The sequence below is a fragment of the Rhodococcus huquni genome (assembly GCF_055231055.1).
The window spans coordinates 338,407-362,565 of sequence record NZ_JBUYWE010000001.1; the positions used below are offsets into that span (position 1 = coordinate 338,407).

General features: G+C 64.9%; 25 protein-coding genes and 6 tRNA genes. 18 read left to right on the forward strand and 13 right to left on the reverse strand.

The window, feature by feature from the left end:
* Positions 1-6 precede the first annotated feature (6 nt).
* The 3 genes from ACZI8R_RS01610 to ACZI8R_RS01620 all read right to left on the reverse strand — a co-directional run bounded on the left by ACZI8R_RS01610 (position 7) and on the right by ACZI8R_RS01620 (position 3,817).
* Complete coding sequence (locus ACZI8R_RS01610) at positions 7-1,320, reverse strand: glycosyltransferase family 87 protein (RefSeq protein ID WP_463377803.1); 1,314 nt, start codon at positions 1,318-1,320, stop codon at positions 7-9.
* A 61-nt stretch (positions 1,321-1,381) separates the two neighbouring features.
* Entirely contained in the window at positions 1,382-2,935 is a 1,554-nt protein-coding gene (locus tag ACZI8R_RS01615) for an alpha/beta fold hydrolase (RefSeq protein ID WP_463377804.1), read from the reverse strand.
* A gap of 60 nt (positions 2,936-2,995) precedes the next feature.
* Complete coding sequence (locus tag ACZI8R_RS01620) at positions 2,996-3,817, reverse strand: pyrimidine reductase family protein (RefSeq protein WP_463377805.1); 822 nt, start codon at positions 3,815-3,817, stop codon at positions 2,996-2,998.
* Here ACZI8R_RS01620 and zapE point away from each other — a divergent pair.
* A complete protein-coding gene (zapE, locus tag ACZI8R_RS01625; RefSeq protein ID WP_463377806.1) occupies positions 3,816-4,832 on the forward strand; it encodes a cell division protein ZapE in 1,017 nt (338 codons plus the stop codon). The two genes, ACZI8R_RS01620 and zapE, sit on opposite strands and share 2 nt — an antisense overlap.
* Here zapE and ACZI8R_RS01630 read toward each other — a convergent pair.
* Both ACZI8R_RS01630 and ACZI8R_RS01635 read right to left on the reverse strand, forming a co-directional pair.
* Positions 4,829-5,386, reverse strand: coding sequence for a GNAT family N-acetyltransferase (locus ACZI8R_RS01630; protein ID WP_463377807.1), 558 nt, complete (start codon positions 5,384-5,386; stop codon positions 4,829-4,831). The two genes, zapE and ACZI8R_RS01630, sit on opposite strands and share 4 nt — an antisense overlap.
* A complete protein-coding gene (locus ACZI8R_RS01635) occupies positions 5,383-6,690 on the reverse strand; it encodes an MFS transporter (protein WP_463377808.1) in 1,308 nt (435 codons plus the stop codon). Before ACZI8R_RS01635 ends, ACZI8R_RS01630 begins: the two co-directional genes overlap by 4 nt.
* Before the next feature lie 310 nt (positions 6,691-7,000).
* On the opposite strand from ACZI8R_RS01635, the gene ACZI8R_RS01640 reads away from it, so the two are divergent.
* Positions 7,001-7,369, forward strand: a complete 369-nt coding sequence (locus ACZI8R_RS01640; protein WP_463377809.1) for a 2-isopropylmalate synthase — start codon at positions 7,001-7,003, stop codon at positions 7,367-7,369.
* A gap of 87 nt (positions 7,370-7,456) precedes the next feature.
* Here ACZI8R_RS01640 and ACZI8R_RS01645 read toward each other — a convergent pair.
* From ACZI8R_RS01645 to ACZI8R_RS01665, 5 genes are all read right to left on the reverse strand, one after another.
* Positions 7,457-7,531: transfer RNA gene (locus tag ACZI8R_RS01645), tRNA-Val, on the reverse strand.
* Positions 7,532-7,558: 27 nt separating this feature from the next.
* Positions 7,559-7,634 (reverse strand) — tRNA-Gly (locus ACZI8R_RS01650).
* Between the two features lie 63 nt (positions 7,635-7,697).
* Positions 7,698-7,772: transfer RNA gene (locus tag ACZI8R_RS01655), tRNA-Val, on the reverse strand.
* Position 7,773: 1 nt separating this feature from the next.
* Positions 7,774-7,844: transfer RNA gene (locus tag ACZI8R_RS01660), tRNA-Cys, on the reverse strand.
* A 24-nt stretch (positions 7,845-7,868) separates the two neighbouring features.
* Positions 7,869-7,941, reverse strand: a tRNA-Gly gene (locus ACZI8R_RS01665).
* 246 nt (positions 7,942-8,187) lie between these two features.
* Here ACZI8R_RS01665 and ACZI8R_RS01670 point away from each other — a divergent pair.
* The 9 genes from ACZI8R_RS01670 (at position 8,188) to pdxS (ending at position 16,422) form a co-directional block, all read left to right on the forward strand.
* Positions 8,188-8,259 (forward strand) — tRNA-Val (locus ACZI8R_RS01670).
* 141 nt (positions 8,260-8,400) lie between these two features.
* Entirely contained in the window at positions 8,401-8,871 is a 471-nt protein-coding gene (locus tag ACZI8R_RS01675; RefSeq protein ID WP_463378195.1) for a TIGR02611 family protein, read from the forward strand.
* A 117-nt stretch (positions 8,872-8,988) separates the two neighbouring features.
* Positions 8,989-11,043 carry a threonine--tRNA ligase gene (thrS, locus tag ACZI8R_RS01680; protein WP_463377810.1) on the forward strand — a complete coding sequence of 685 codons (2,055 nt, stop codon included), beginning with the start codon at positions 8,989-8,991 and terminating at the stop codon, positions 11,041-11,043.
* 5 nt (positions 11,044-11,048) lie between these two features.
* Positions 11,049-11,600: an ATP adenylyltransferase gene (locus ACZI8R_RS01685; protein ID WP_463377811.1), complete on the forward strand. Its 552-nt coding sequence runs from the start codon at positions 11,049-11,051 to the stop codon at positions 11,598-11,600.
* An 84-nt stretch (positions 11,601-11,684) separates the two neighbouring features.
* Entirely contained in the window at positions 11,685-12,341 is a 657-nt protein-coding gene (pgsA, locus tag ACZI8R_RS01690; protein WP_463377812.1) for a phosphatidylinositol phosphate synthase, read from the forward strand.
* Complete coding sequence (locus ACZI8R_RS01695) at positions 12,338-13,240, forward strand: phosphatidylinositol mannoside acyltransferase (RefSeq protein ID WP_463377813.1); 903 nt, start codon at positions 12,338-12,340, stop codon at positions 13,238-13,240. Before pgsA ends, ACZI8R_RS01695 begins: the two co-directional genes overlap by 4 nt.
* Positions 13,237-14,364 carry a glycosyltransferase family 4 protein gene (locus tag ACZI8R_RS01700; protein ID WP_463377814.1) on the forward strand — a complete coding sequence of 376 codons (1,128 nt, stop codon included), beginning with the start codon at positions 13,237-13,239 and terminating at the stop codon, positions 14,362-14,364. Before ACZI8R_RS01695 ends, ACZI8R_RS01700 begins: the two co-directional genes overlap by 4 nt.
* A complete protein-coding gene (locus tag ACZI8R_RS01705) occupies positions 14,361-15,383 on the forward strand; it encodes an NUDIX hydrolase (protein ID WP_463377815.1) in 1,023 nt (340 codons plus the stop codon). The genes ACZI8R_RS01700 and ACZI8R_RS01705 overlap by 4 nt, the downstream gene beginning before the upstream one ends.
* 136 nt (positions 15,384-15,519) lie before the next feature.
* Positions 15,520-16,422, forward strand: a complete 903-nt coding sequence (gene pdxS, locus ACZI8R_RS01710; RefSeq protein ID WP_463377816.1) for a pyridoxal 5'-phosphate synthase lyase subunit PdxS — start codon at positions 15,520-15,522, stop codon at positions 16,420-16,422.
* Between the two features lie 61 nt (positions 16,423-16,483).
* Here the strand turns inward: pdxS and ACZI8R_RS01715 are convergent, their stop codons facing one another.
* Positions 16,484-17,092 (reverse strand): SanA/YdcF family protein, encoded by a 609-nt coding sequence (locus ACZI8R_RS01715; RefSeq protein WP_463377817.1) that lies wholly within the window; start codon positions 17,090-17,092, stop codon positions 16,484-16,486.
* A gap of 55 nt (positions 17,093-17,147) precedes the next feature.
* Between ACZI8R_RS01715 and ACZI8R_RS01720 the strand changes: the two genes are divergently transcribed.
* The 3 genes from ACZI8R_RS01720 to pdxT all read left to right on the forward strand — a co-directional run bounded on the left by ACZI8R_RS01720 (position 17,148) and on the right by pdxT (position 19,511).
* Complete coding sequence (locus ACZI8R_RS01720; RefSeq protein ID WP_463377818.1) at positions 17,148-17,969, forward strand: acyl-CoA thioesterase; 822 nt, start codon at positions 17,148-17,150, stop codon at positions 17,967-17,969.
* Positions 17,970-18,048: 79 nt separating this feature from the next.
* Complete coding sequence (locus ACZI8R_RS01725) at positions 18,049-18,903, forward strand: acyl-CoA thioesterase (protein WP_463377819.1); 855 nt, start codon at positions 18,049-18,051, stop codon at positions 18,901-18,903.
* On the forward strand, positions 18,900-19,511 hold the full coding sequence (gene pdxT, locus ACZI8R_RS01730; RefSeq protein ID WP_463377820.1) for a pyridoxal 5'-phosphate synthase glutaminase subunit PdxT: 612 nt from the start codon (positions 18,900-18,902) through the stop codon (positions 19,509-19,511). Before ACZI8R_RS01725 ends, pdxT begins: the two co-directional genes overlap by 4 nt.
* A gap of 9 nt (positions 19,512-19,520) precedes the next feature.
* Here the strand turns inward: pdxT and ACZI8R_RS01735 are convergent, their stop codons facing one another.
* On the reverse strand, positions 19,521-20,450 hold the full coding sequence (locus tag ACZI8R_RS01735) for a hypothetical protein (protein ID WP_463377821.1): 930 nt from the start codon (positions 20,448-20,450) through the stop codon (positions 19,521-19,523).
* Positions 20,447-20,803, reverse strand: a complete 357-nt coding sequence (locus tag ACZI8R_RS01740) for a GntR family transcriptional regulator (protein WP_463377822.1) — start codon at positions 20,801-20,803, stop codon at positions 20,447-20,449. The genes ACZI8R_RS01735 and ACZI8R_RS01740 overlap by 4 nt, the downstream gene beginning before the upstream one ends.
* Before the next feature lie 158 nt (positions 20,804-20,961).
* On the opposite strand from ACZI8R_RS01740, the gene ACZI8R_RS01745 reads away from it, so the two are divergent.
* The 4 genes from ACZI8R_RS01745 to ruvB all read left to right on the forward strand — a co-directional run bounded on the left by ACZI8R_RS01745 (position 20,962) and on the right by ruvB (position 24,153).
* On the forward strand, positions 20,962-21,717 hold the full coding sequence (locus ACZI8R_RS01745; RefSeq protein ID WP_463377823.1) for a YebC/PmpR family DNA-binding transcriptional regulator: 756 nt from the start codon (positions 20,962-20,964) through the stop codon (positions 21,715-21,717).
* 176 nt (positions 21,718-21,893) lie between these two features.
* On the forward strand, positions 21,894-22,475 hold the full coding sequence (ruvC, locus tag ACZI8R_RS01750; RefSeq protein ID WP_463377824.1) for a crossover junction endodeoxyribonuclease RuvC: 582 nt from the start codon (positions 21,894-21,896) through the stop codon (positions 22,473-22,475).
* Positions 22,472-23,074, forward strand: a complete 603-nt coding sequence (gene ruvA, locus ACZI8R_RS01755) for a Holliday junction branch migration protein RuvA (protein WP_463377825.1) — start codon at positions 22,472-22,474, stop codon at positions 23,072-23,074. The genes ruvC and ruvA overlap by 4 nt, the downstream gene beginning before the upstream one ends.
* Positions 23,071-24,153 (forward strand): Holliday junction branch migration DNA helicase RuvB, encoded by a 1,083-nt coding sequence (ruvB, locus tag ACZI8R_RS01760; RefSeq protein WP_463377826.1) that lies wholly within the window; start codon positions 23,071-23,073, stop codon positions 24,151-24,153. Before ruvA ends, ruvB begins: the two co-directional genes overlap by 4 nt.
* Positions 24,154-24,159: the final 6 nt, after the last annotated feature.

A 24,159-nucleotide genomic window follows, 5' to 3' on the forward strand; every position in this document is an offset into this window, starting at 1 on the left:
CGTTCCTCAAGTCTTGGCAGGAGTCGGATCGTCGTGCGGGGTGATCGTCGTGGTGACGGCGTCGTCACCCGCGCCGTCTGGATCCGGACGGCGCGGCTCCCGCTCCTGGGTCAGGAGGAAGCTCGGGTCGATTCCCTGATCCAAGCGCCCCTCGCGGCGAGCTACCAGGTAGCGGTAGCCGAGAACACCGAAGATGACGATGATCATCAGGCTCCAGCCGAGCGTGGACCGCATGTATTCGGCTGCTCTACCACCGGTGATGAATCGACTCGAGAGCCAACTGTCGTAACTCATGAAGCCGTAGACGGCAAGCCAGGCCGGCCAGTTCCGCATGACCGAATTCTTGAGGACCACCGTCATGATCAGGGGGAAGATCATCATCGAGTAGTACATCTGCCCGAGCGACCCGAGCAGGAAGGACGCTGTGAGCACGAGACCGGTCGTCGTGGCGACGAAGAAGAGTTCGTCCTTGCGGTAGTAGCGGTACAGCAGCCACAGCGACGCCAGCACCATGGCCCCGAATCCGAGACGCATCGCCCACACCAGTGCCGTCGGGAGACCGTAGTAGCGGCCGTTGCCGACGATGGCGCTGTTGAAGTAGTCGCGGGACTCCGTCAGGTAGGGGACCGTGTGGTGGATGAAGTCCATGGGATCGGCGGACAGCGGCCAGGCGATCGCAGTCAGGACCAGCGGAATGCCGATCGCCGTGACGAAGACCTTCCACTGTCCACGCACCAGGGGAAGTATCAGAAGTGGCGCCAGAATCGGTTTGACGGCAAAGGTGAGGCCGATGGCCACGCCCGACCAGAGGTCACGGCGGCGTAGCAGCAGGAGCAGGAACGCCATTTCGCCGAGCAGCACGAGCCCGTTGATGTTGGTGAACACCAAGGTGTTGGTGATTGTCTCGGAACTGAACGTGGCCGCCACCAGAATCGGGGCCGCGATCGACTTGATCCCGAGGTCGAACATCTTCAGCAACAGGTACAGCGCGATCAGAATGGCCGCGGCGTTCGCGATGATGAACAGCCATCGCGACTTCTCGGGGTCGATGACGGCGATGGGGGCCATAAGCAGCGTGCCGGACGGCGGATAGAGGTAGTGCGGGTCCACCCAGTCGAAGTTCGCTGTGTAGACCGGCTTGCCGTTGAGGAAGGCAAGGGCGGCCCGGTAGACGGGACGGTAGTCGTCCGTGATGTTTCCGTTGACGGCCTTGATGACCACGCGGTGCAACACCGTCATCACTGCGATCGGCCACAACGCAAAGTTGATGACCTCGGAGGTGGTGCGCCCAGTGCGCGGCTCGAGTTGTCGAAGGAACACTACGGCACGGTACCCCGAAACGACTCTGCCGGTGACCGGCGACCCGCCCTTACGTCGGAGGTCAGCCAGGGCAGGCGTTGCCGTCGGCTGGTAGTACACCCTCGGCCGCATACGCGGCGATGGACTTTCTCGCGCAGCCGGTGCTCATCACGGGGTGACCGGCGCCGTGCCAGGTGACGGTGGAGGTGGGCGCACCCGCCGCCTCGACTGCGCCAGTGGCCGATCCGACACCGGCGTTTCCGGTGACAGGGTCCGCGACGCCCGAGAGAACGAGCACGGGGGCCGCCAGATCGGTGGGCAGTGCAGGGGGAGCGGTCGCCGGCCACGCACCGCACGCGAGCATTCCCAGCGCATTCTCCGGCCCGAAGACCGGATAGGTGTCCTGCCAGGTTCGGTGGAGTTCGCGCACCCTGTCCGGAGCGGGCCATTGCTGTCCGTCGGAGCATCGAGCAACGAGTTGGCCGTCGCGATGTGTTGCGCTCATGGCGCGCGCGGCCAGACCGGCAAGAGCGCCGGTGTCACCGCCACGAGCGGCGGACAACGTGTCGGCGAGGTCCCGGACTCTCGCCTGATCGTCTGCGGTGGGCGATCCCAGCGTCGCGGCGATCGCCGTCGACACCGCGTTCGCCGATACTCCCGGCAGCGCGCCTTCGCGTGCAGATTCGACGATGCCGGTGACCGCAGCACGTGGATCCGGGCCCAGCGAGCAACCGAGGGCCGCGCATTGACGGGCGAAGACGTCGAGTGCGGCCTCCTGGCCCTGTACCCGCTGCTCGGTGACCGTCACGGCGTCCGCGGTGGCCGCTGTCGGCGAATCCAGAACGAGCCGACCGACCCGGTCCGGGTACTTCGAGGCGAAGCTCAACGCAACCGCGGTTCCGTTACCGGTCCCGATCAGCCCGATTGCAGGCACCTGCCACAGCTCCCGCAACGTTTCGATGTCGTCAGCGGCGTGAGTCGTGTCGAACGCGAGTTCCTGGGGCTGGAGGTAGTCGGTGCACGCGATCGTCGCCTCGCGCCCCAATGCCGCCATTGCGGCCACGCGGTCGCCGCCGTTTGCTGCGCCCGCCGGGGTCAGGTCGGCGATGTCCTTGCGTTCGGCTTCCGTGAGGCACTCGATCTCGAGGGAAGTCCCGATTCCGCGTCGATCCACGGCGACCACCGGGTTGGTGGCGAGCAGATCTTTTCCGCCGGTCGTCATCAGTGTGGCCAATTGGTCGGTGGATGCTCTGTCTGAGCCCGACGTCATGACGAGCGGTGCCGCGTCCGCAGGGGTTTCGGGGGCACTCGCACGGAGCAGGCCGACCTGGAACGACCCGGGCAGTGAGCCGGATTTGTCGATCGGGGACTCGTACTGCCCGCATTCGAGGACGACTCCGTCGGGAAGGGGCCCGAGGCCGGCCCGGTCGAGCACCTGTCGACCGCACTCCGTCCAGGTCACGTCCGCGTGAGGGGCCTCGAGGGCGGGTGGGGGTGCGTCCGGGTTCTCGACCTCGGTGGGTTCCGGCGCCCCTCCGCCCTCGCGTTCCACGGCCACGTGCGGACGTGTGGACGGCCCGGCACCGCACGCACAACACACAGCGAGAACCATTGCGAGCAACACCGATCTGCGCATGCCGCACAGCCTGCCAGGTTCACGTGGCGTACAGCACACGGCCTCGGACGTGCCGCGATCTCACCGACCGATGTGGGTGGACCGTACCCAGCGAAAGAGCAGCGTGCCGTCGTCGTCGGCGAGGATGTGTCGCGGCGTCATGTCGCGTGGGTGCGCGGACTGGGACATGGAGATTCGACCGGCCTGTCCACCGACAAGAACGGGGGAGACGGTGGTACACAGCTCGTCCACGCCGTCGTCGGTACACAATTGCCCGAACAATCCCGGCCCGCCTTCGCAGAGGGCTCGTAGCCAGCCCCGTGCGGCCAGCAGGTCGAGCAGTGATGCCGTGGTGACGTGCGTGTCACCCGTCCGCACGACGTCCGCGCCGGCGGCTCCGAGTCGTTCGAGGACCCCGTCGGCGGCGTCGCGCCCGGTGAGAACGACGGTCGGCACACTCGTCTCGGAGAACAAGCGGGCATCCGGATCGAGATCACCGTGACTCGTGACGACGACTATCGGTGGAACCGGTGCGGCGCCCCGCTCGGATCGTCGCAGCCGAGCGGCCTCGTCGAGGCTCACCCCGCCGTAGTTCTCGGCGCGGGCTGTCCCGGCCCCGACCACCACGACGTCCGCGAGTTCCCGCAAGACGGTGAAGACCCGGTGGTCTGCAGGTGTCCCGAGACCGCCGCTCTTGCCGTCGACGGTCACTGCACCGTCGATGCTGGACACGAAGTTGGCGCGCATCCATGGACGCTCGCTCACCGGGGGATATGCGTAGAGTTCACGGAGAGAGTCGTCCGTGATGTCCGGAGACGCCCCGGTGTCATCCGGTGTGAAGTAGGTCCCATTATCGACACGTCGCACATGAGATATCACAACACGTCGATACCCTCGGTGCATGTCTGCGCGTCTTGTCGATCGAAGCCCCGTGGTGCCCGCCGACCAATTGGTGGGGCAAATGGTGCCGCCGGCGATGTTCGACGAGGTGAGTTTCGCCTCGTACATCCCGGACCCGGCCGAGCCCAGCCAGGCCGAGGCTGTGCAGAAGGCAGAGGACTTCGCGAAGAAGGTCACCAAGATCCGCGGTGGCGGCCGCCGAGGACTGTTCGGTAAGAAGTCGCAGTCGACGGGCATCGGCCTGTACCTCGACGGCGGGTTCGGTGTCGGCAAGACCCACCTGCTCGCGTCGATCTACCACAGCGTCCCCTCGCCGAAGGCGTTCGGAACCTTCGTGGAACTCACCCATGTGGTGGGAGCGCTCGGCTTCAACAAGGCCGTCGAGGAATTGTCCGAGCACAGCGTGCTCTGCATCGACGAGTTCGAGCTCGACGATCCGGGTGACACCATGCTCGTCTCACGTTTGCTGTCGGAGTTGTCCGCGCGTGGAGTGTCGATCGTGGCAACCTCGAACACCCTTCCGGGACAGCTCGGAGAAGGGCGATTCGCGGCTCAGGACTTCCTGCGGGAGATCAAGAAGCTCGGCTCGATCTTCGAGACGATTCGGGTGGACGGGCCGGACTACCGACACCGCGATCTGCCGCCCGCACCGGAGCCGATCTCTTCGGAGGAATTGGCGGAACGTGCCGAATCCGTCCCCGGTGCAACGCTGGACGATTTCGACGATCTGTGCGCCCACCTGAGCACATTGCATCCCTCGCGCTACAACAAGCTCGTCGAGGGGATTCCTGCGGTGTTCCTCGACGGGGTGCATCCGGCGGAGGATCAGTCGGTGGCGCTGCGCATCGTGGTGCTTGCGGACCGTCTGTACGACGCCAGCATTCCGGTGACGGTGTCGGGTGCTCGCCTCGACGAGATCTTCACGCCCGAGATGCTCGCGGGTGGCTACAAGAAGAAGTACCTGCGCGCAATGTCGCGCCTGTTGGCATTGTCGCGTTTCGAGGTTGCGGCCGGCTAGGTCGTTTCCGACGCCTCGTCGGGCGACAGTGATCGCTGCATCACGAAGTCGTGGTGCACCTGTGAGCCGACGTGGAACGTCTTGGTGCCGACTCGTTCGAATCCGTGCTTCGCATAGAAGCGCTGAGCACGCTCGTTGAGCTGGTTGACGCCCAGCCACAGGCTTCGGCGACCGTCCGCGCTCGCTCGGTCGACGATCGACTGCATCAGCGCGGACGAGACGCCGGTTCCATGCTTGCCCGGCACGACATAGAGCTTGCTGACTTCGGTGGTCGGACGCACAGTGATCAGGTTCGCCACCTCGAGATCCGAAGGCTCGGAGTTCACGAGCATGGCATAGCCCACGAGTCCGCCGTGGTTGGTGACCTTGAGAACCGTGCGGGTGGGGTCGGTGAGGTACTCGGAGAAGCGTTCTGCCGACAACACTTCGTCGACGAATGCTGCGATGTCGTCCTGCGTCGCGTCGGGCGGACAAGCCAATGGAAACGTTGCGGCGGCAACGTCGGCTATTGCTTCCGAATCCCAGATTCCGGCGGAATCCACCTGCACGTTCACGCGTCTTCCACTCTGCCTTTCGGTCTTCCCGCCGTATTGCGAGACTCGGCCCCAGGGCCCGGGACCCGTAGCGCGGTTCGAGTTCCATTGTGCGCATCGCTCGGCGATGTCCGCGGGTGATCGGATGTTACCGCTGGTGAGCGCGGCGCAAATGCGGGCGCGAGGAAGAACAGCGCGACGACGAAGACCAGCGGGACCACGAATCCCACTCGGAGGTCCGTTGCGGCGCCGACGGCACCGACCACACCGCCACCCACGAGGGTTCCCAGGTAGTTGAACAGGTTGAGCCGTGCGATCGCAGCATCGGCCCGGCCTGGGGCTGCGGCCCTTCCTGCGGCGCTGAAACACAACGGAACCACCACGGGGGCACCCACTCCCACTATCAGGAATCCGGTGATTGCGACCGCCGGAGACTGGGCGACAACCACGAGCGAGAGACCGACGAGTCCGATCGCAGCACCGGACCTCACAACCGCGACCTCGCCGTATCGGCGCACCCACCAGTCGCCCGTCGACCGCGACGCCAAGGCGGCGCACTGGTATGCGGCCAGGCCGAGCGCCGCTGTTCCCGCGTCGGCGAACAGAACGTCCTTCAGGTACAGCGCGGACCAGTTCGCGACGCCGAAATCGACCGCGTAGAACAGGGCCATCGCGGCCCCGAGCGCGAGGAGCAGTTGGACGGGGACGATCGGGCCGGTCTGTGCGGCGCGGGAAGTGGTGGGCGCCGCTGCGCCGGGTGGGGCCGAGCGAAGGAAGCTGTTCGCGGCGCCGACGAGTCCGGCAGCCACGATCAGTCCTGCGCACGCCTGTGTGAGTGTCACCGAGACGCCCAGTGCTGCGGTTGCGGCAACGAACAGTGCTCCGACGATGGCTCCGGCACTCCACGCGGCGTGAAACGACGAGAGGATGAACCGCCCGTAGAGGTGCTGCAACTCCACTGCCTGCATGTTCGCGGCGGCGTCGATGATCCCGAGTCCGGCGCCGTAGACGGCAAGAAGGGTCAGGAACACCCATGTCGACTGTGCGACACCGATTGCAGCGCCGGCGACCGAGATGACCGTGAGCCCGATGACCAGGGAGTATCGGCTAGACGTCCGTCGTGCGAGCAGTTCGGCGAGAACGCTGCCGACGCCGGCGATCGCCGACACGGTCACCACCGCAATCACCACGATGCTGTCCGGGAGACCGAAGCGATCCTTGTACTGGGGGAGTTGGGTGAGGATGGCGGCGAGCAAGAACCCCTGCATCGCGAATGCACACGCAACCGCGATGCGTGCCGAGCGGAGTGGGATCGCGTCGCTCATGTGCCCCTGCGTTTTCTCGTTGGTCTTCGGTTGTCGGTCCGAACAGCTCTCGCCGGCGGAAGTTTGTCAGGGACATCCCCGCTCGTCTATAGTTCAACGCTATGTCGCGCATTCTCGTAGTTCGCCGCCGTAGCGGGGTCTGATTCGGACCGACCCCTCGCTGCGGGTCGAGCTATGAGTTGGTCCTCCCTTCGTTCGGAAGACCAGATCGATGAACAGTACGACTCTCGCGCACAACACATCCCGTGAAGCATTTCCTCGTCACGATTTTCCCCGGATACCCGCGTGCCTTCGTAGCATTGCAGCCGGTATGTCGTGGACCGACTTCTGTGCGGCGTACGCACCACAGTCCGGTCCGATCAGGCTCGGGGCATTCACGTTCGAGCGGGTGGGCCTCGGCCGCTTCGACTTTCGGGCCACGCTGGCGATCGACAACACGATCTCGCAGTACGCGACCACGGCAACCGGGCCGGTGTCGGCGATGACCCACATGCTGGCTGACGCCGGCGTCAATCTCGAGATACGTGCCTTCCACCAGTTCCAAGAGGACGACCGCGCATACACCTTCGCGCTCGTCGAACGGCGCGGCCGGTCGTGGTGGGCGATGGGCATCGGTGCGGACGGCACGGAATCGGCGTGCCGGGCGATGATCGCCGGGGCCAATCGCTCTTTCGCCTGAACATTCCGGAGAACTACGACACCCAGACACGGCGAAGGCGCCCCGGTTCGAGCCGGGGCGCCTTCGCCGTACTGATGGTGATGCAGTTGGTGCGCGATACTGGGATTGAACCAGTGACCTCTTCCGTGTCAGGGAAGCGCTCTCCCGCTGAGCTAATCGCGCGAGAGGGAGACGAGTCTCCCGAAAAAATGGAGCGGACGACGGGATTCGAACCCGCGACCCCAACCTTGGCAAGGTTGTGCGCTACCAGCTGCGCCACGTCCGCATGCGAAGAACCCTGCTCCGGAACGAACCGGCCTCGGGAACTTCATTGTCTAGATGTCCAACTTGGTGCGCGATACTGGGATTGAACCAGTGACCTCTTCCGTGTCAGGGAAGCGCTCTCCCGCTGAGCTAATCGCGCGAGGTGGAGACGGGAATCGAACCCGTGTGCACGGCTTTGCAGGCCGTTGCCTCACCACTCGGCCACTCCACCGCGAAGGTTGAGTCCAACCTCTCGAGCGGACGACGGGATTCGAACCCGCGACCCCAACCTTGGCAAGGTTGTGCGCTACCAGCTGCGCCACGTCCGCATGCACCGTTCAACCGGAGTCAATTGCTCTCCGTGGTGCGGTTGAGAACACTAGCCGACCATCGTTGATAGTTACAAATCAGCTGGTCAGTGCCCACTGGAGTGAACAGCATGTGAACGCTCCTGCGTACGGACACGTGGTGTGGGCGGCCACCGTCGAATGCCACGGAGGTGATTCGTATTCGGTCCGGGCGTCGTGTTAGTGTTCCAAATCGTTCGAGCGAGTCTTCATGTTCATCGCTCGGTCGGTCCCGTGGCTCAGTGGAAGAGCGTCCCGTTCACACCGGGAAGGTCGCTGGTTCGATCCCAGCCGGGACCACGTAGATCCCCTCGTCCTCTCGGACGAGGGGATTTTTCGTCCGGCAGGGCTCCGGATCGGGCCGATGAATCGAGCGAAGGCCGAGGTATCGGTACTCTGAGGGCGGTAGCTGCCCACGCGCGACCGAAACAGGTGGATCCCCTGAGTACCGACGAGATTCGTTCCGAAGACTCCCGAGCGGGCAAATCCGACGATTCCGAGACGAGCCGGTTGGGTCAACTGGCCGATCGCTGGCGAGAGAAGCGCGAGAAGATCGCGCAGAACCGGACGTTGGATCTCACGTATCGCATCGCGGTAGGCGTCGTCGGAACACTCGTCCTCGCTGCCGGGATCGTGGCCATTCCCTACCCCGGGCCCGGCTGGTTGATCGTCTTCGCCGGCCTCGGCATTCTCGCCTCCGAATTCGAATGGGCGCACCGGGTCCTTCGTTGGGTGCGTAAACGCTACGACGCGTTCATGGACTGGTTCGGGAAGCAGAACCTGTTTGTTCGTGGCCTAGGGGTGGTCTTCACCTGCGCCGTCGTGATCGCCACACTGTGGCTCCTCGGCGCACTCGGTCTGGTGGCGTCCTGGGTGGGCCTCGACTGGGAGTGGCTCCAGAGTCCGCTCTGAGTACGCCCCGGCACTGCCGATAGCATGGTGAGGAACCATGTCTTGCGTCGTACGGAACACCTGTGCCCGCACGACAGTCTGTAGGTAGTACTTCGTCTCACCTAGGAGAACATCGCCGTGACCACGCCCGTACCCGAAGCCCCAGTCGCTCTCCTCAGGGTGCCAGCAGGGACGACGGCCGGAACTGCGGTCCGCGAGGCCGGCTACCCGTCGAAGGGTCCCGATGTAGTGGTGGTCGTGCGGGACGGCGAAGGTCACCTTCGTGACCTGTCCTGGACCCCCGAGACGGACGAGGACGTCGAACCGGTCGCTGCGAATACCGACGACGGGCGAAACGTGATCAGGCACTCGGCGGCCCACGTGCTCGCGCAAGCGGTACAGCAGGAGTTCCCGGACGCGAAGCTCGGCATCGGCCCGCCGATCAAGGACGGCTTCTACTACGACTTCTCGGTCGACCGTCCGTTCACTCCCGAGGATCTCGCGACCCTCGAAAAGCGTATGAAGAAGATCATCAAGGGTTCGCAGCGCTTTTCGCGTCGAGTCGTCGATTCGATCGAGGATGCGCGTACCGAACTGGCGAACGAGCCGTTCAAGCTCGAGCTGATCGACGACAAGTCCGGTATCGACGATCCCGAGGTCATGGAGGTGGGCGGCAAAGAGCTCACCATCTACGACAACCTGGATCCGCGAACCGGCGAGAAAGTGTGGGGGGACCTGTGCCGGGGACCGCACATTCCCACGACCAAGCACATTCCCGCGTTCAAGCTGACCCGCAGTTCCGCCGCCTACTGGCGCGGCGATCAGAACAACGCAGATCTCCAGCGTGTCTACGGAACCGCCTGGGAGTCGACCGAGGCGCAGGACGAGTACCTGGAGCTGCTCGCCGAGGCCGAGCGCCGCGACCACCGCAAGCTGGGTGCCGAGCTCGATCTGTTCAGCTTCCCCGACGAACTGGGCTCCGGTCTGCCGGTGTTCCATCCCAAGGGCGGCATCATCCGCACCGAGATGGAGAACTACTCGCGCTCGCGTCACGTCGAAGAGGGATACGAGTTCGTCAACACCCCGCACATCACCAAGGGGCATCTCTACGAGGTGTCGGGCCACCTCGACTGGTACCGCGACGGCATGTTCCCGGCCATGCACATCGACGAGGAACTGGACGAGGACGGCAACGTCCGCAAGCCCGGCCAGGACTACTACCTCAAGCCCATGAACTGCCCCATGCACAACCTGATCTTCAGGTCGCGTGGGCGGTCGTACCGGGAACTGCCGCTGCGTTTGTTCGAGTTCGGTTCCGTGTACCGGTACGAGAAGTCCGGTGTGGTCCACGGTCTCACCCGCGTGCGCGGAATGACTCAGGACGACGCCCACATCTACTGCACCCGCGATCAGATGCGCGACGAGCTCGCGACGACGCTCGAGTTCGTGCTTGCCCTGCTGAAGGACTACGGGCTCGACGACTTCTACCTCGAACTGTCGACGAAGAACCCGGACAAGTTCGTCGGCGACGACGATGTGTGGGAAGAAGCGACCAACACCCTGGCCGAGGTCGCTGCGGAGTCGGGTCTGAATCTGGTCCCCGACCCCGGCGGCGCCGCGTTCTACGGCCCCAAGATTTCGGTCCAGGTCCAGGATGCGCTCGGGCGGACCTGGCAGATGTCGACCATTCAGCTCGACTTCAACCTGCCGGAACGTTTCGATCTGCAGTACACGGCGTCCGATGGAACGAAGCAGCGCCCGGTGATGATTCACCGCGCGTTGTTCGGCTCGATCGAGCGCTTCTTCGGTGTCCTCACCGAGCACTACGCGGGCGCGTTTCCGGCGTGGCTGGCCCCGGTTCAGGTGGTCGGCATTCCGGTGGCCGAGGCGTTCGAGGACCATCTTTTCGACGTCGTGAAGAAGCTGAAGTCCGCAGGTGTGCGGGCGGAAGTGGACGCGAGCGACGACCGGATGCAGAAGAAGATTCGCAACCACACCACTCAGAAGGTGCCGTTCATGCTGCTCGCCGGTGAGCGTGATGTGGAAGCCGGAGCGGTCAGCTTCCGATTCCGCGACGGCACCCAGGTCAACGGCGTTCCGGTCGAGCGGGCAGTTCAGATCGTGACCGACTGGATCGCCCGTCGGGAAAACACGTCGCCGACCGCGGAGTCAGTCCAGGCGGGGGAGGCCTGAAGACAATGACCGACCGCGACAATGCGCCGGAGCCGCTCGTGGATCGCGGCCCCGGTGATCCGGACCATCTGCAGAGAATCTGGTCTCCGCACCGAATGTCCTACATCGCCGAGGCCCCGCGGACCGAGGGGGCGACGGGCGAGCCGTTCATCGACATCCCCAAGATGTCCGACGAGGACGGTCTCGTGGTGGCACGTGGCGAGCACGTATTCGCGGTGCTGAACCTGTATCCGTACAACCCCGGCCACCTGATGGTCGTGCCTTATCGAAAGGTCGCGGCGCTCGAGGATCTGACGGCGGGGGAGAGCGCCGAACTGATGGCCTTCACTCAACAGTCGTTGCGGGTCATCAAGGGCGTGTCGAATCCCGACGGATTCAACGTGGGGCTCAACCTCGGCGCGGCCGCCGGCGGATCACTGTCCGAGCATCTGCACCAGCATGTCGTCCCGAGATGGGGCGGCGACGCCAACTTCATCACCATCCTCGGTGGCGTGAAGGTGATGCCCCAACTGTTGCGTGAAACTCGAAGCTTGCTCGCGAAGGCGTGGCATGAGTGAGGCCGTGGTGGGGATGTCGTGGCACCATTCACTGGTGATCGCTGACATGAATCGGGTTTCCACGAGGCCGAAGGGGGACGGCCGGTGTTGAGCTTCTTCGGCAGGGATGCAGTGTCGAAAGTGACGCTGCCGATGGGAAAGGCCCTCGTGAAGACGGGTCTGACTCCGGACTCGGTGACGGTGATCGGCACCGTGGCGAGTATTGCCGGCGCGGTGACCTTGTTCCCGTCGGGCCATCTGCTCATCGGAGCGCTCGTCATCTGGCTCTTCGTGATGTTCGACATGCTCGACGGCGCAATGGCGCGGGCACGTGGTGGTGGAACGCGATTCGGAGCCGTACTCGACGCAACTTGTGATCGTCTGGCGGACGGCGCGATCTTCGCAGGCCTGGGCTGGTGGGCCGTGTACCACGAAGAGAGCAAGCCGCTCTTCGTTGCGACGATGATCTGTCTGGTTGCCTCGCAGGTCATCTCGTACGCAAAGGCGCGCGCCGAGGCGAGCGGATTGTCGGCGGACGGCGGCCTGATCGAGCGCCCGGATCGTCTGATCATCGTGCTCGCCGGCGCCGGTTTCACCGGTATGGGATTGCCCTGGGCGATTCATATCGCGATGTGGTTGCTGGCAGCCGGCAGCATCGTCACCGTCTTCCAGCGAGTCTTCGCAGTGCGGTCTTCGCCGGGCGCGCGGGATCTGCTCCCGCTCACCTCGCCGCGCGACGACGGTGAGGCGAACACGCAGTGAGCATTTCGGCCCGGGCCACCGATCTGGGGTATGCCGCCGGGTGGCGTGTGGTCAGAGCACTGCCGGACGGTGTGGCCAAGGTGCTGTTCGACCGCGGTGCCGATTTCGCCGCTCGTGACGGCGGACCGGATCAGTTGCGCCGCAACCTTGCCCGAGTGCTGGGCGTGCCTCCTGCCGAGGTGCCCGACGATCTGATGCGTCAGTCGATGCGTTCGTATGCCCGGTATTGGCGTGAGGCGTTCCGCTTGCCGTCCATGGACCTCGTCGAGACGGCACGAAGCCTCGACGATCTGATCGAGGGAAGAGAGCACGTCGAGAAGGCGTTGGGCGAGGGACGTGGAGCGGTTGTCGCGCTCCCGCACAGCGGGAACTGGGACATGGCAGGCGTGTGGTGTGCCCAGGAGTGGGGCGGCTTCGCCACCGTCGCCGAACGTTTGAAGCCGGAATCGCTGTACCAGCGCTTCGTCGAATACCGCGAAGGCCTCGGCTTCGAGATATTTCCGTTGAGCGGCGGTGAGCAGCCGCCGTTCGTCGAGCTGTCTCGGCGCCTACACGAGAACAAGGTGGTGTGCCTCCTCGGTGAGCGAGATCTCGCGAGCAAGGGGGTTCCGGTGACTTTCTTCGGCGAGCAGACCCGGATGCCTGCCGGTCCCGCGAAGCTGGCAATCGAAACCGGCGCAGCCCTGCTGCCGACCCACTGCTGGTTCACCGACGGCGGGTGGGGATTCCGCGTCGGCCCCGCACTCGACACCGAGGGTGGTGTGTCGGCGACGACCCAACGTCTGGCGGATCGGTTCCAAGCGAACATCGCGGAGCACCCCGCGGATTGGCACATGCTCCAACCGCTGTGGCGTTCCGATCTGTCCGAGGCGCGAATCTCCCGCATGGAGGGCTCGTGAACATCGGCATGGTCTGTCCGTACTCGTTCGATGTACCGGGCGGCGTGCAGGCCCATGTGGTGGACCTCGCAGAGGTGCTGATCGAGCGCGGACACAAGGTGAGCGTTCTCGCACCGGCGTCCGAGGGGATCGAACTCCCGGACTTCGTGGTGTCGGCGGGCAAGGCACTGGCCATCCCGTACAACGGGTCGGTCGCACGCTTGAGCTTCGGTCCGGCGGCCAGTGCCCGAGTGCGACGCTGGATCTCGGACAACGATTTCGACGTGCTCCACATTCACGAGCCCAATGCGCCGAGTCTGTCGATGCTGGCCTTGCGTGTGGCTCAGGGGCCGATCGTGGCAACGTTCCACACTTCGACGACGAAATCGTTGGTGCTCAGCACATTCCAGAGTGTTCTGCAGCCGTACCTCGAGAAGATTCGTGGACGAATCGCGGTCTCCGAGCTTGCTCGCAGGTGGCAGATGGAATCGTTGGGGTCGGACGCCGTGGAGATTCCGAACGGCGTCGACGTCGGTGCGTTCGCGCATGCGCAGCGGCTGGACGGCTATCCGCGTTCGGGCCCCACGATCCTTTTCCTCGGCAGGTACGACGAACCACGCAAAGGTATGGCGGTGCTCATGGGCGCATTGCCGAAGGTCGTGGAGAAGCACCCGGATCTCGAGGTCTTGGTGGTGGGCAGAGGCGACGAACAGCGGCTTCGACGCGAAGCGGGTCCGCTCGCTCGGCACTTCCGGTTCCTCGGGCAGGTCACCGACGGGCAGAAGGCGTCGGCGCTACGCAGCGCCGACGTGTATTGCGCCCCGAACCTGGGCGGCGAAAGCTTCGGAATCGTGCTCGTCGAGGCGATGGCGGCGGGCACCGCGGTGGTGGCCAGCGAGCTGGACGCATTCAGGCGGGTATTGCGCGACGGTGAGGCCGGAGTCCTGGTGCCGGTAGGAGACTCCGCGGCATACGGCGACGCCGTGCTGCGGGTGCTCGACGACGACGCGTACCGGCAGCGGCTCGTGACCGCGGGAACCGGCGTGGTGGCCGAGTACGACTGGCCGGTGGTCGCGGAGCAGATTCTGCGGGTGTACGAGACCGTGACGGTGGGCGCACCTGGTGTGACCGAGGTGGGCTCGTGACTTTCTCGGCACTCACGATCTTCGTCATGGCGCTCGTGGCGGCTTTCGTCTTCATTCTGGGTCTGTGGGCGTACAGCACCGCCAACCGGCTCGACCGATTGCACGTGCGTTCGGATCTTTCCTGGCACGCACTCGACGCCGCACTCGCGAGGCGGGCCGTCGTGGTTCGCGCGATCGCAGCAGGTCTCGGATCGCAGGGTTCACGTCGCCTGGTGAACCTGGCCGACCACGCCGAGCGTGCCGAGCGCGGTGAGCGCGAGGTCGCCGAGAACGCGGTGTCCGGAGCGCTGGCCACCATCGACGTCGAACTCGTCCGTCCACAGTTGGTGGCCGAACTCGCCGACGCGGAGGCACGTGTTCTGATCGCGCGGCGGTTCCACAACGACGCTGTCCGCGACACTCTGGCGTTGCGCACCAGACGACCGGTTCGCTGGCTCCATCTCGGTGGCACAGCGCCGCTGCCGACGTACTTCGAGATCACGGAACGGACCACTGCGGCGGCTCTGTCGGAGGGTCTCACTCTGGACACCACACGAACGTCTGCTCGCGTAGTGATGCTCGACGACGAAGGCAGGGTTCTGCTGCTTCGAGGTCACGACCCTGCGGACCCCGAGACGTTCTACTGGTTCACGGTCGGTGGGGGAGTCGAGAAGGGAGAGAACCTGCGCTCGGCAGCGGTCCGTGAGATCCGCGAGGAGACGGGTCTGTCCGTCGATACCACCCAATTGCGTGGGCCGATGTGGCGACGGGTTGCCACATTCTCGTGGGACAGCCGGATGATTCGTTCGGAAGAGTTGTTCTTCGCTGTCGGCACCGGTGCATTCGAACCGAACTACGATGGCTTCACCGAACTCGAACGGCGTACCGTGACCGGCCATCGCTGGTGCTCCAGCGGCGATATCGCAGATTTGGTCGAGTCGGGCGAGGCCGTCTATCCGCTGGATCTCCCAGGTCTGCTCACCGAAGCTCAATCGATTGCACAGCAGGCCGGCGCACCAGAGGTGCGGTCGATTCGGTGACAGCGGGCCAGCAAAACCGGACTGGATACGGCGCCGGTACTGCTGTCGTCATAGAATCGACCACTGCGGCGTTCGCCGGAAGGCTACGTTCGCGCATTCTAGAAGTCATATTTCAGCCACTACCCAGGAGTTCGCTGTGAGCACCCCCGAGACCACCCCTACCACCGGTACTGCACGCGTCAAGCGGGGCATGGCCGAGATGCTCAAGGGCGGGGTCATCATGGACGTCGTCACTCCGGACCAGGCGAAGATCGCCGAGGACGCGGGCGCGGTGGCGGTCATGGCACTCGAGCGCGTTCCCGCCGACATCCGCGCCCAGGGCGGCGTATCGCGTATGAGCGACCCGGACATGATCGACGGCATCATCTCCGCGGTCAGCATCCCGGTGATGGCCAAGGCGCGCATCGGTCATTTCGTCGAGGCGCAGATTCTCCAGAGTCTCGGTGTCGACTACATCGACGAGTCGGAGGTTCTCACTCCCGCCGATTACGCCAACCACATCGACAAGTGGAAGTTCACCGTTCCGTTCGTGTGCGGCGCCACCAACCTCGGTGAGGCGCTCCGTCGTATCACCGAAGGTGCGGCGATGATCCGTTCGAAGGGTGAGGCCGGTACCGGAGACGTCTCCAACGCCACCACCCACATGCGCACCATCGGCGGCGAGATCCGTCGGCTGACGTCGTTGAGCGAGGACGAGCTGTACGTCGCGGCCAAGGAACTGCAGGCGCCGTACGACCTCGTGGTCGAGGTGGCGAAGGCCGGCAAGCTTCCCGTCACGATGTTCACCGCGGGCGGCATCGCGACGCCCGCAGACGCGGCGATGATGATGCAGCTCGGCGCCGAGGGCGTGTTCGTCGGTTCCGGCATCTTCAAGTCCGGTAACCCGGCAGAGCGCGCAGCGGCCATCGTGAAGGCCACCACCTTCTTCGACGACCCGGACGTGCTCGCGAAGGTCTCGCGCGGACTGGGTGAAGCGATGGTCGGTATCAACGTCGACGACATCCCGGTGCCGCATCGCCTCGCAGAGCGCGGCTGGTAATCGCTGAACTACCAAGCGAAACAGGGCTCACGCTGCAGAAATCGGCAGCGTGAGCCCGCGCTCAGCGGTCGCGTGTGTCCGGGCCTGCGGAGTGGAAGGCATCGAGCACCGCCTTGGGTCGTGACAGGGCGATCTCCCGAAACCAGTTGCGTACGGTGAGGTAGACGCCGGCGTCCGAATCCGCTTCTGCGCCGACTGCGTCGATGCCCTCCGTGCGGCACAGCGCAACCGCGCGACGCAGATGGAAGTCCTGCGTTACCAGGACGGCTCCTTCGATCTCGAAGACAGATTTCGCCCGTGCGCAGGTCTGGTAGGTCGTCACTCCGAAGCGGTCGTCGGTGATCGCGCCGGCGTCGACTCCGCGTTCGACCAGGTAGTCGCGCATGGCCGATACCTCGTCGCCCTTCGTCGAGCCCGCGTGGCCCGACAGGAGCACGCGCTGGGCTCGGTTCTCTCGCAGGATCGTGAACGTCGTCTCGAGTCGTTCCTGCAGATATACCGATGGCTTGCCGTCGCGCACACGATCGCCGAGCACGATCACCCATTGCCGAGCTGCGTCCGGCGTGATGTGGGACCTGCTCTCCCAGTGCACCCAGCCACTGGAAAATGTAACGATGATGGCGATTGCAATCGCGCCGATCCGGATCAGGCGACGCGACAATGTCAACATCAGATGGAGCTTACTGGTGGTACCGAGGCTCTGAATTCGCCGAGAGGGGCGTGCTATGGCATCGATCGAGGAGATCCTCGAACTGGAGCGTCTCGAGAGGGACATCTACCGCGGGATCGCGTCCGAGACGACGCTGCCACGCACTTTCGGCGGTCAGGTCGCTGGGCAGGCGCTGGTCTCGGCCGTCCGCACGGTGGACCCGCAGTTCGCGGTCCACTCTCTCCACGGCTACTTCCTGCGTCCGGGTAATCCGGAGCAGCCGATCGTGTATCTCGTCGATCGTGTGCGCGACGGACGCTCGTTCGTGACGAGGCGGGTCAGCGCGGTTCAGGACGGCCGGTCGATCTTCACGATGTCGGCGTCGTTCCATGTCGGCGACCACGGCATCGAACACGAGGACACGATGCCGAGCGTGCCCGACCCGGAATCACTTCCGCACGCCAGGGATTCCGACGACGAGGAAACTGCGTGGTTGGCACGGGAATGGTCGGACTGGGATCTGCGGCTGGTCGACGATTCGAAGGTCGACCGCAGAGCGGGTGTCGCTGCGCAGCAGCAGGTGTGGTTTCGGTCGAGCAGGAAGCTGCCCGACGATCCGCTCTTTCACGTCTGTGCGCTTGCCTACATGAGCGACATGACCCTTTTGGGGTCGGCTCGAACAATTCATCGTGATGTACCGATGCAGAGTGCCTCGCTCGATCACGCTCTCTGGTTCCTGCGGCCGTTCCGGGCCGACGAGTGGTTGTTGTACGACCAGGCGTCGCCGTCAGCAGGCTTCGGCCGTGCATTCACGCAGGGCCGCATCTTCGATCGCCGCGGAAATCTCGTAGCGGCTGTGGTGCAAGAGGGGCTCGCGAGGCAGTTGCGGGACGACTGATGTCCAGATCGTGTCTTCGGCCTGGTGAATAGTGGCAATCCGACACCCGATAACCTGGGGTGACACTTAGGAGGCGCGGATGGCGCGTATCGAGGACATTCTCGAACTCGAACCGTTGGAGAGAGACATCTTCAGAGGTGCGGTTCACCCGACCATCCTGCAGCGGACGTTCGGTGGACAGGTTGCGGGTCAATCGCTGGTATCGGCGGTGCGCACCGTCGACGACGAGTTCCGGGTGCATTCGCTACACGGATACTTCCTGCGTCCGGGCAATCCGAAGGAGCCGACGGTGTTCCTGGTGGACCGAATCCGGGACGGCCGGTCCTTCTGTACCCGCAGGGTGACCGGGGTTCAGAACGGAGAGGCCATCTTCACGATGTCGGCCTCGTTCCATCACTCCGACGAGGGAATCGAGCACCAGGACGCGATGCCGAAGGTTCCGGCACCGGAGGATCTCCCGGACACGGCGGATTCGGCAGAGGTCGCGTCGATGAAGTTGTACCAGGAGTGGAAGGAGTGGGACGTCCGGATCGTGCCCGACGACGACACCCGGAAGATTCCGGGAATCGCGGCGCGGCAACAAGTGTGGTTCCGCTATCGCAACGCTCTGCCGGACGATCAGGTCTTCCACATCTGCACGCTCGCCTACATGAGCGACATGACTCTTCTCGGCGCATCGAAGGTGCCTCATCGTGATGTGGTCACGCAGACGGCCTCCTTGGATCACGCCATGTGGTTCCTCAGGCCGTTCCGGGCGGACGAATGGTTGCTCTACGACCAGACGTCACCTTCGGCGGGGTTCGGCCGTGCGCTGACGCAGGGTCGAATCTTCGACAGCGCAGGAAATCTGGTTGCCGCCGTGGTTCAGGAAGGACTGACGCGAATACCGCGCGAGTCGGCCAAGACCGGGATCGAGACAGGAACTTTCGCATGACACGTCCCCTCGTCGGAGTTCTCGCACTGCAGGGTGATGTGCGTGAACATATTGCGGCACTGAGTGATGCCGGTGCGGATGCGATCGGTGTTCGCCGGCCGGAAGAGCTCGACAAGGTGGATGGAATCGTCCTCCCCGGCGGTGAGTCGACCACGATGAGCAAGTTGCTCGAGATCTTCGAGCTGCTCGACCCCCTCCGGGAGAGACTGAGAGAGGGACTCCCCGCATACGGGTCGTGTGCGGGCATGATTCTGTTGGCGAGCGAAGTGCTCGACACCAGGCCCGACGCGAAGCATCTGAACGCGATCGACATGACCGTGCGCCGCAATGCATTCGGGCGACAGGTGGATTCATTCGAATCCGATCTGGATTTCTCCGGCATCGACGGTGACCCTGTGCGAGCGGTGTTCATCAGGGCGCCCTGGGTGGAGCGGGTGGGCGACGACGTGGAGGTGCTCGCACGTGTGCCGAGCACCGCTGGCGATGCGGCCGATCGTATCGTCGCGGTACGCCAGGGTTCGGTGGTCGCGACTTCCTTCCACCCCGAGGTGACCGGTGATCGCCGCGTCCACGATCTGTTCGTCGACGTCGTGCGTGGACGAGTCTGATCGCCTGGATCAGGCAGCGGCGACCAGCGAGTTCAACAGCGCCGCACCGTCCTCGGCGTCGTCGACCGTGACTGCGAACGGTCGCCCGTTCTTCTTCGTCAGGACGATTCCTTCGCCGCCGCGAACCACGACTGCGGTGCCACGCGGAGTGAAGCGATATCCCCAGCCGCCCCACTGAAGCGGAACGATGGTCGTTGCTGTTGCAGCTTCGATGGTGTCGAGGGGCACGCGCTTCCAACGCAGTCCCCACGAGGACAGGCTGACTCCGCGTCGATCGACGTGCACGGTGACCGACGAGAAGGCCCCGGCCACGATCACGAGCACCGCGAAGAGGAGCGCTATCCACCACTGGCCCATCAGTAGTGAGGCGAGGGCCCCGATGGTCATGCCGATCGCGAGAGCCACTGCCCATCGGCCTCGCACGCGCTGGGTCCAGGACGCACGTTCGGTGGGGGAGAGCGGTGTGTCGAGGGTCGGGTTGCTCCCGGACGGAATGGTCGGAGCAGCAGGTGCGAGTGCGAACGCGAGCAGCGCCCACGCGACTCCCAGCAGAGGGACCGCGATCCAGAATCCGATTCGTGAGTCCTGTGGGCTGTCCGCATCGAGGGTGAGGGACACGCTCATGATCCAGACGGATGCGGCGGTCCAGGACATCAGTGCGGTCGCGGGCAACCACAGGCGGTCGTCGGCGCTCCTGCGCAGTGCCACGACTGCCGCAGCGACCGTGGACGCCAGTGCGACTGCGAGCGCGAACCAGAGATAGGTGGTCGTATCGCCGAAACGGTCCGGAGTGGTCCCCGACCAGTGCACCGCGATCACCGGCGGGAGTTCGCCCGCCCACACCGCGACGGCGCCGAGCAGTACGAACAGGGGTAGCGCGGTCAGCGCGGCCGACGCAGTACGTCTCTGCGTGGATGTATTCCGGGGTGTGGACGTCATGATCTTGCGGCCTCCTCGACCAGGCGAATCATCTGTTCTGTGCCGAGGCCCCACGACCTGGCCTCCCGTACGAACTTCTTCGCTGCCTGCTCGAGCGCGGTTCGTGACGGCGTGGTGTCCGTGCGGACGATGGCCCCGCGTCCGCGGCGCAGTTCGATCAGCCCCTCGTCGCGGAGGGTGGCGTAGGCCCGGAGCACCGTATGGAGGTTCACGTCGATCGAGTCCGCCAAAGCGCGGGCGGAGGGCAGACGATCGCCCGGCTGCACGTCGCCGCGTAGGAATGCTCCTCGTACGTTGGCGGCGATCTGCTCGCCGAGGGGAGTGCTCGACCCGTGATCCACACGCATCAACATGTTTGTATTGTATGCAAACAATCAAACAAATGGCCAATAGTCCGCCTACAGAAATGGTGGCGGTAGCGTCGGGTGACCACGACGTGCAGGTAACATCGGCAAAGCTGTCAATGCGCATACCGGCGTGTCGAATGCAGCGTGAAAGGGGTTCGAAACGCATGAGCGGCCACTCCAAATGGGCCACCACCAAGCACAAGAAGGCAGCGATCGACGCCAAGCGTGGCAAGGCGTTCGCGAAGCTGGTCAAGAACATCGAGGTGGCGGCTCGTACCGGCGGTGGCGACCCGGCGGGCAATCCCACTTTGTACGACGCCATTCAGAAGGCGAAGAAGACGTCGGTTCCCAACGACAACATCGAGCGTGCCCGCAAGCGCGGTGCAGGCGAGGAAGCCGGCGGCGCCGACTGGCAGACCATCATGTACGAGGGCTACGGCCCCAGCGGGGTGGCGGTTCTGATCGAGTGCCTGACGGACAATCGCAACCGCGCGGCCGGCGAAGTCCGCACCGCGATGACTCGCAACGGCGGCAACATGGCCGATCCCGGCTCGGTGGCGTACCTGTTCACCCGCAAGGGTGTCGTCACCCTGGAGAAGGGTGAGCAGTCCGAGGACGATGTGCTCAGTGCGGTCCTCGACGCCGGCGCCGAAGAGGTCACCGACCTCGGTGAGGCTTTCGAGATCGTCAGTGAGCCCGGCGACCTCGTCGCAGTGCGTACTGCCCTGCAGGAGTCCGGTATCGACTACGACTCCGCCGACGCGGATTTCCGTGCATCTGTCGAGGTTCCGCTCGATGCCGACGGTGCTCGCAAGGTGTTCAAGCTCGTGGATGCCCTCGAGGATTCGGACGACGTGCAGAACGTGTACACGAACATCGACCTGTCGGACGACGTGCTCGCCGAGTTGGACGAAGACTGACGTACCGCGAAGATTCCTGAGGCGCCGAAGCGTCCGAAGCGAGAGGGTGGACCGGTTGCCGGTTCACCCTCTCGCTCGCATCTGTGCCGTTGGATTCCGTGTCGTGTCGGTTCGTCTCATCTTCACGGCACACCGCTAGGCTGTCGAACAGCTGTTCGGTATCGAGAGGGGTTCGTGTGCGGGTGTTGGGAGTTGATCCCGGACTCACGAGGTGCGGTCTGGGTGTGGTCGACGGCGGCACCGGCCGCGCGGTCAAGCCGGTGGCCGTCGACGTCGTTCGGACGCCGCCCGATCTCGATCTCGCGCTGAGGCTGTTGAAGGTGTCGGAAGCGGCAGAGTCCTGGCTCGATCGCTACCGTCCGGAAGTCGTGGCGGTCGAGCGGGTGTTCTCGCAACACAACGTCCGAACCGCGATGGGGACCGCGCAGGCGGGTGGCGTGGTGGCGCTTGCGGCGGCCCGGCGCGGAATTCCCGTTCGATTTCACACCCCCAGCGAGGTCAAGGCCGCCGTCACCGGAAGCGGAACAGCAGACAAGTCGCAGGTCACCGCGATGGTGACCCGCATCCTCGCCTTGGCTGAAGCTCCCAAGCCTGCCGATGCCGCCGACGCGCTCGCGCTTGCGATCTGTCATTGTTGGCGCGCACCGATGATCGAGCGGATGGAACGCGCAGAAGCGGCGGCCGCCGAACAGAAGCGTCGGTATCAGGCCCGACTGGCCCAGGCCAGCACTCGAGTGAAGAAGGCAGGTACCCGATGATCGCGTCCGTCCGAGGCGAAGTTCTCGACATCGCGCTCGATCACGTGGTCATCGAGGCGTCGGGGGTCGGGTACCGAATCAACGCCACGCCGACCACTCTCGGGTCGCTGAAGCGGGGCACCGATGCCCGACTCGTGACGGCGATGATCGTGCGCGAGGATTCGATGACGCTCTACGGCTTCGGGGACGCCGAATCCAAGGAGCTGTTCGGCCTTCTGCAGACGGTCTCCGGGGTCGGCCCTCGCCTCGCGATGGCTACTCTGGCCGTTCTCGATCCCGATGCGCTGCGCGGTGCACTCGCCGAGGGGAACGTATCGGCGCTCACCCGTGTGCCGGGGATCGGCAAGCGGGGAGCGGAGCGAATGGTCGTGGAGCTCAGAGACAAAGTCGACGCGGTGGCGACCACGGCGGGGCCCACCCCCACACCGGGCGCCGCACCCGGATCGGTCCGCGAACAGATCATCGAAGCCCTGGTCGGTCTCGGGTTCACCCTGAAACAGGCCGAACCGGCAACCGACGCCGTGCTCGCTGCCGAGCCCGAGGCCGATACCTCGGGTGCCCTGCGGTCGGCACTCTCGTACCTCGGGCGTTCGCGATGACGCCGGATCACGAAGAATCGTTCGACGACGAATCGCAAGTCTCGGCCGAGCTGGTCACCGGCGACGGCGACGTGGAGGGGAGTCTTCGACCCAAGTCGCTCGGTGACTTCATCGGACAGCCCCGAGTGCGGGAACAGCTGCAGCTCGTGCTGTCGGGCGCCAAGCAGCGCGGTGGCACCCCCGACCACATCTTGTTGTCCGGCCCGCCCGGCCTCGGCAAGACCAGCATGGCAATGATCATCGCGGCCGAACTCGGTACGTCCCTTCGGCTGACGTCGGGGCCTGCGTTGGAGCGAGCGGGTGACCTGGCGGCCATGCTCAGCAACCTCGTAGAGGGGGACGTGCTCTTCATCGACGAGATTCACCGGATCGCGCGCCCTGCAGAGGAGATGCTGTATCTCGCGATGGAGGACTTCAGAGTCGACGTAGTGGTCGGGAAAGGGCCGGGTGCCACGTCGATCCCCCTGGAGGTCGCTCCGTTCACTCTGGTCGGCGCAACCACCCGTTCCGGGGCGCTCACGGGTCCATTGCGTGACAGATTCGGCTTCACGGCGCACATGGACTTCTACGAGCCGGCGGAACTCCAACAGATCCTGCTGCGCTCCGCCGGCATTCTCGGGATCGAACTGGGCGACGAGGCCGGTTCGGAGATCGCCGGCCGCTCACGTGGCACACCGCGTATCGCGAACCGATTGCTCCGCCGCGTCCGTGACTACGCGGAGGTTCGTGAGGACGGTGTGGTGACCCGCGACATCGCGCGCGCCGCCCTGAGCGTGTACGACGTCGACGATCTCGGGCTCGATCGTTTGGACCGGGCGGTGCTCAGCGCTCTGGTTCGTAGTTTCGGTGGCGGTCCGGTCGGTGTGTCGACATTGGCCGTGGCCGTCGGCGAGGAACCAGCGACCGTCGAGGAAGTGTGTGAGCCCTTCCTGGTTCGCGCCGGATTGGTGGCGCGGACGCCGCGAGGTCGAGTGGCGACGGCAGCAGCGTGGTCACAGCTGGGTCTGACACCGCCTCCGGATGCCACTGCCAGCGGAATCGAGGTCCGTGTGAACGAGCCGCAGTCACCGTTGTTCTGAGGGATG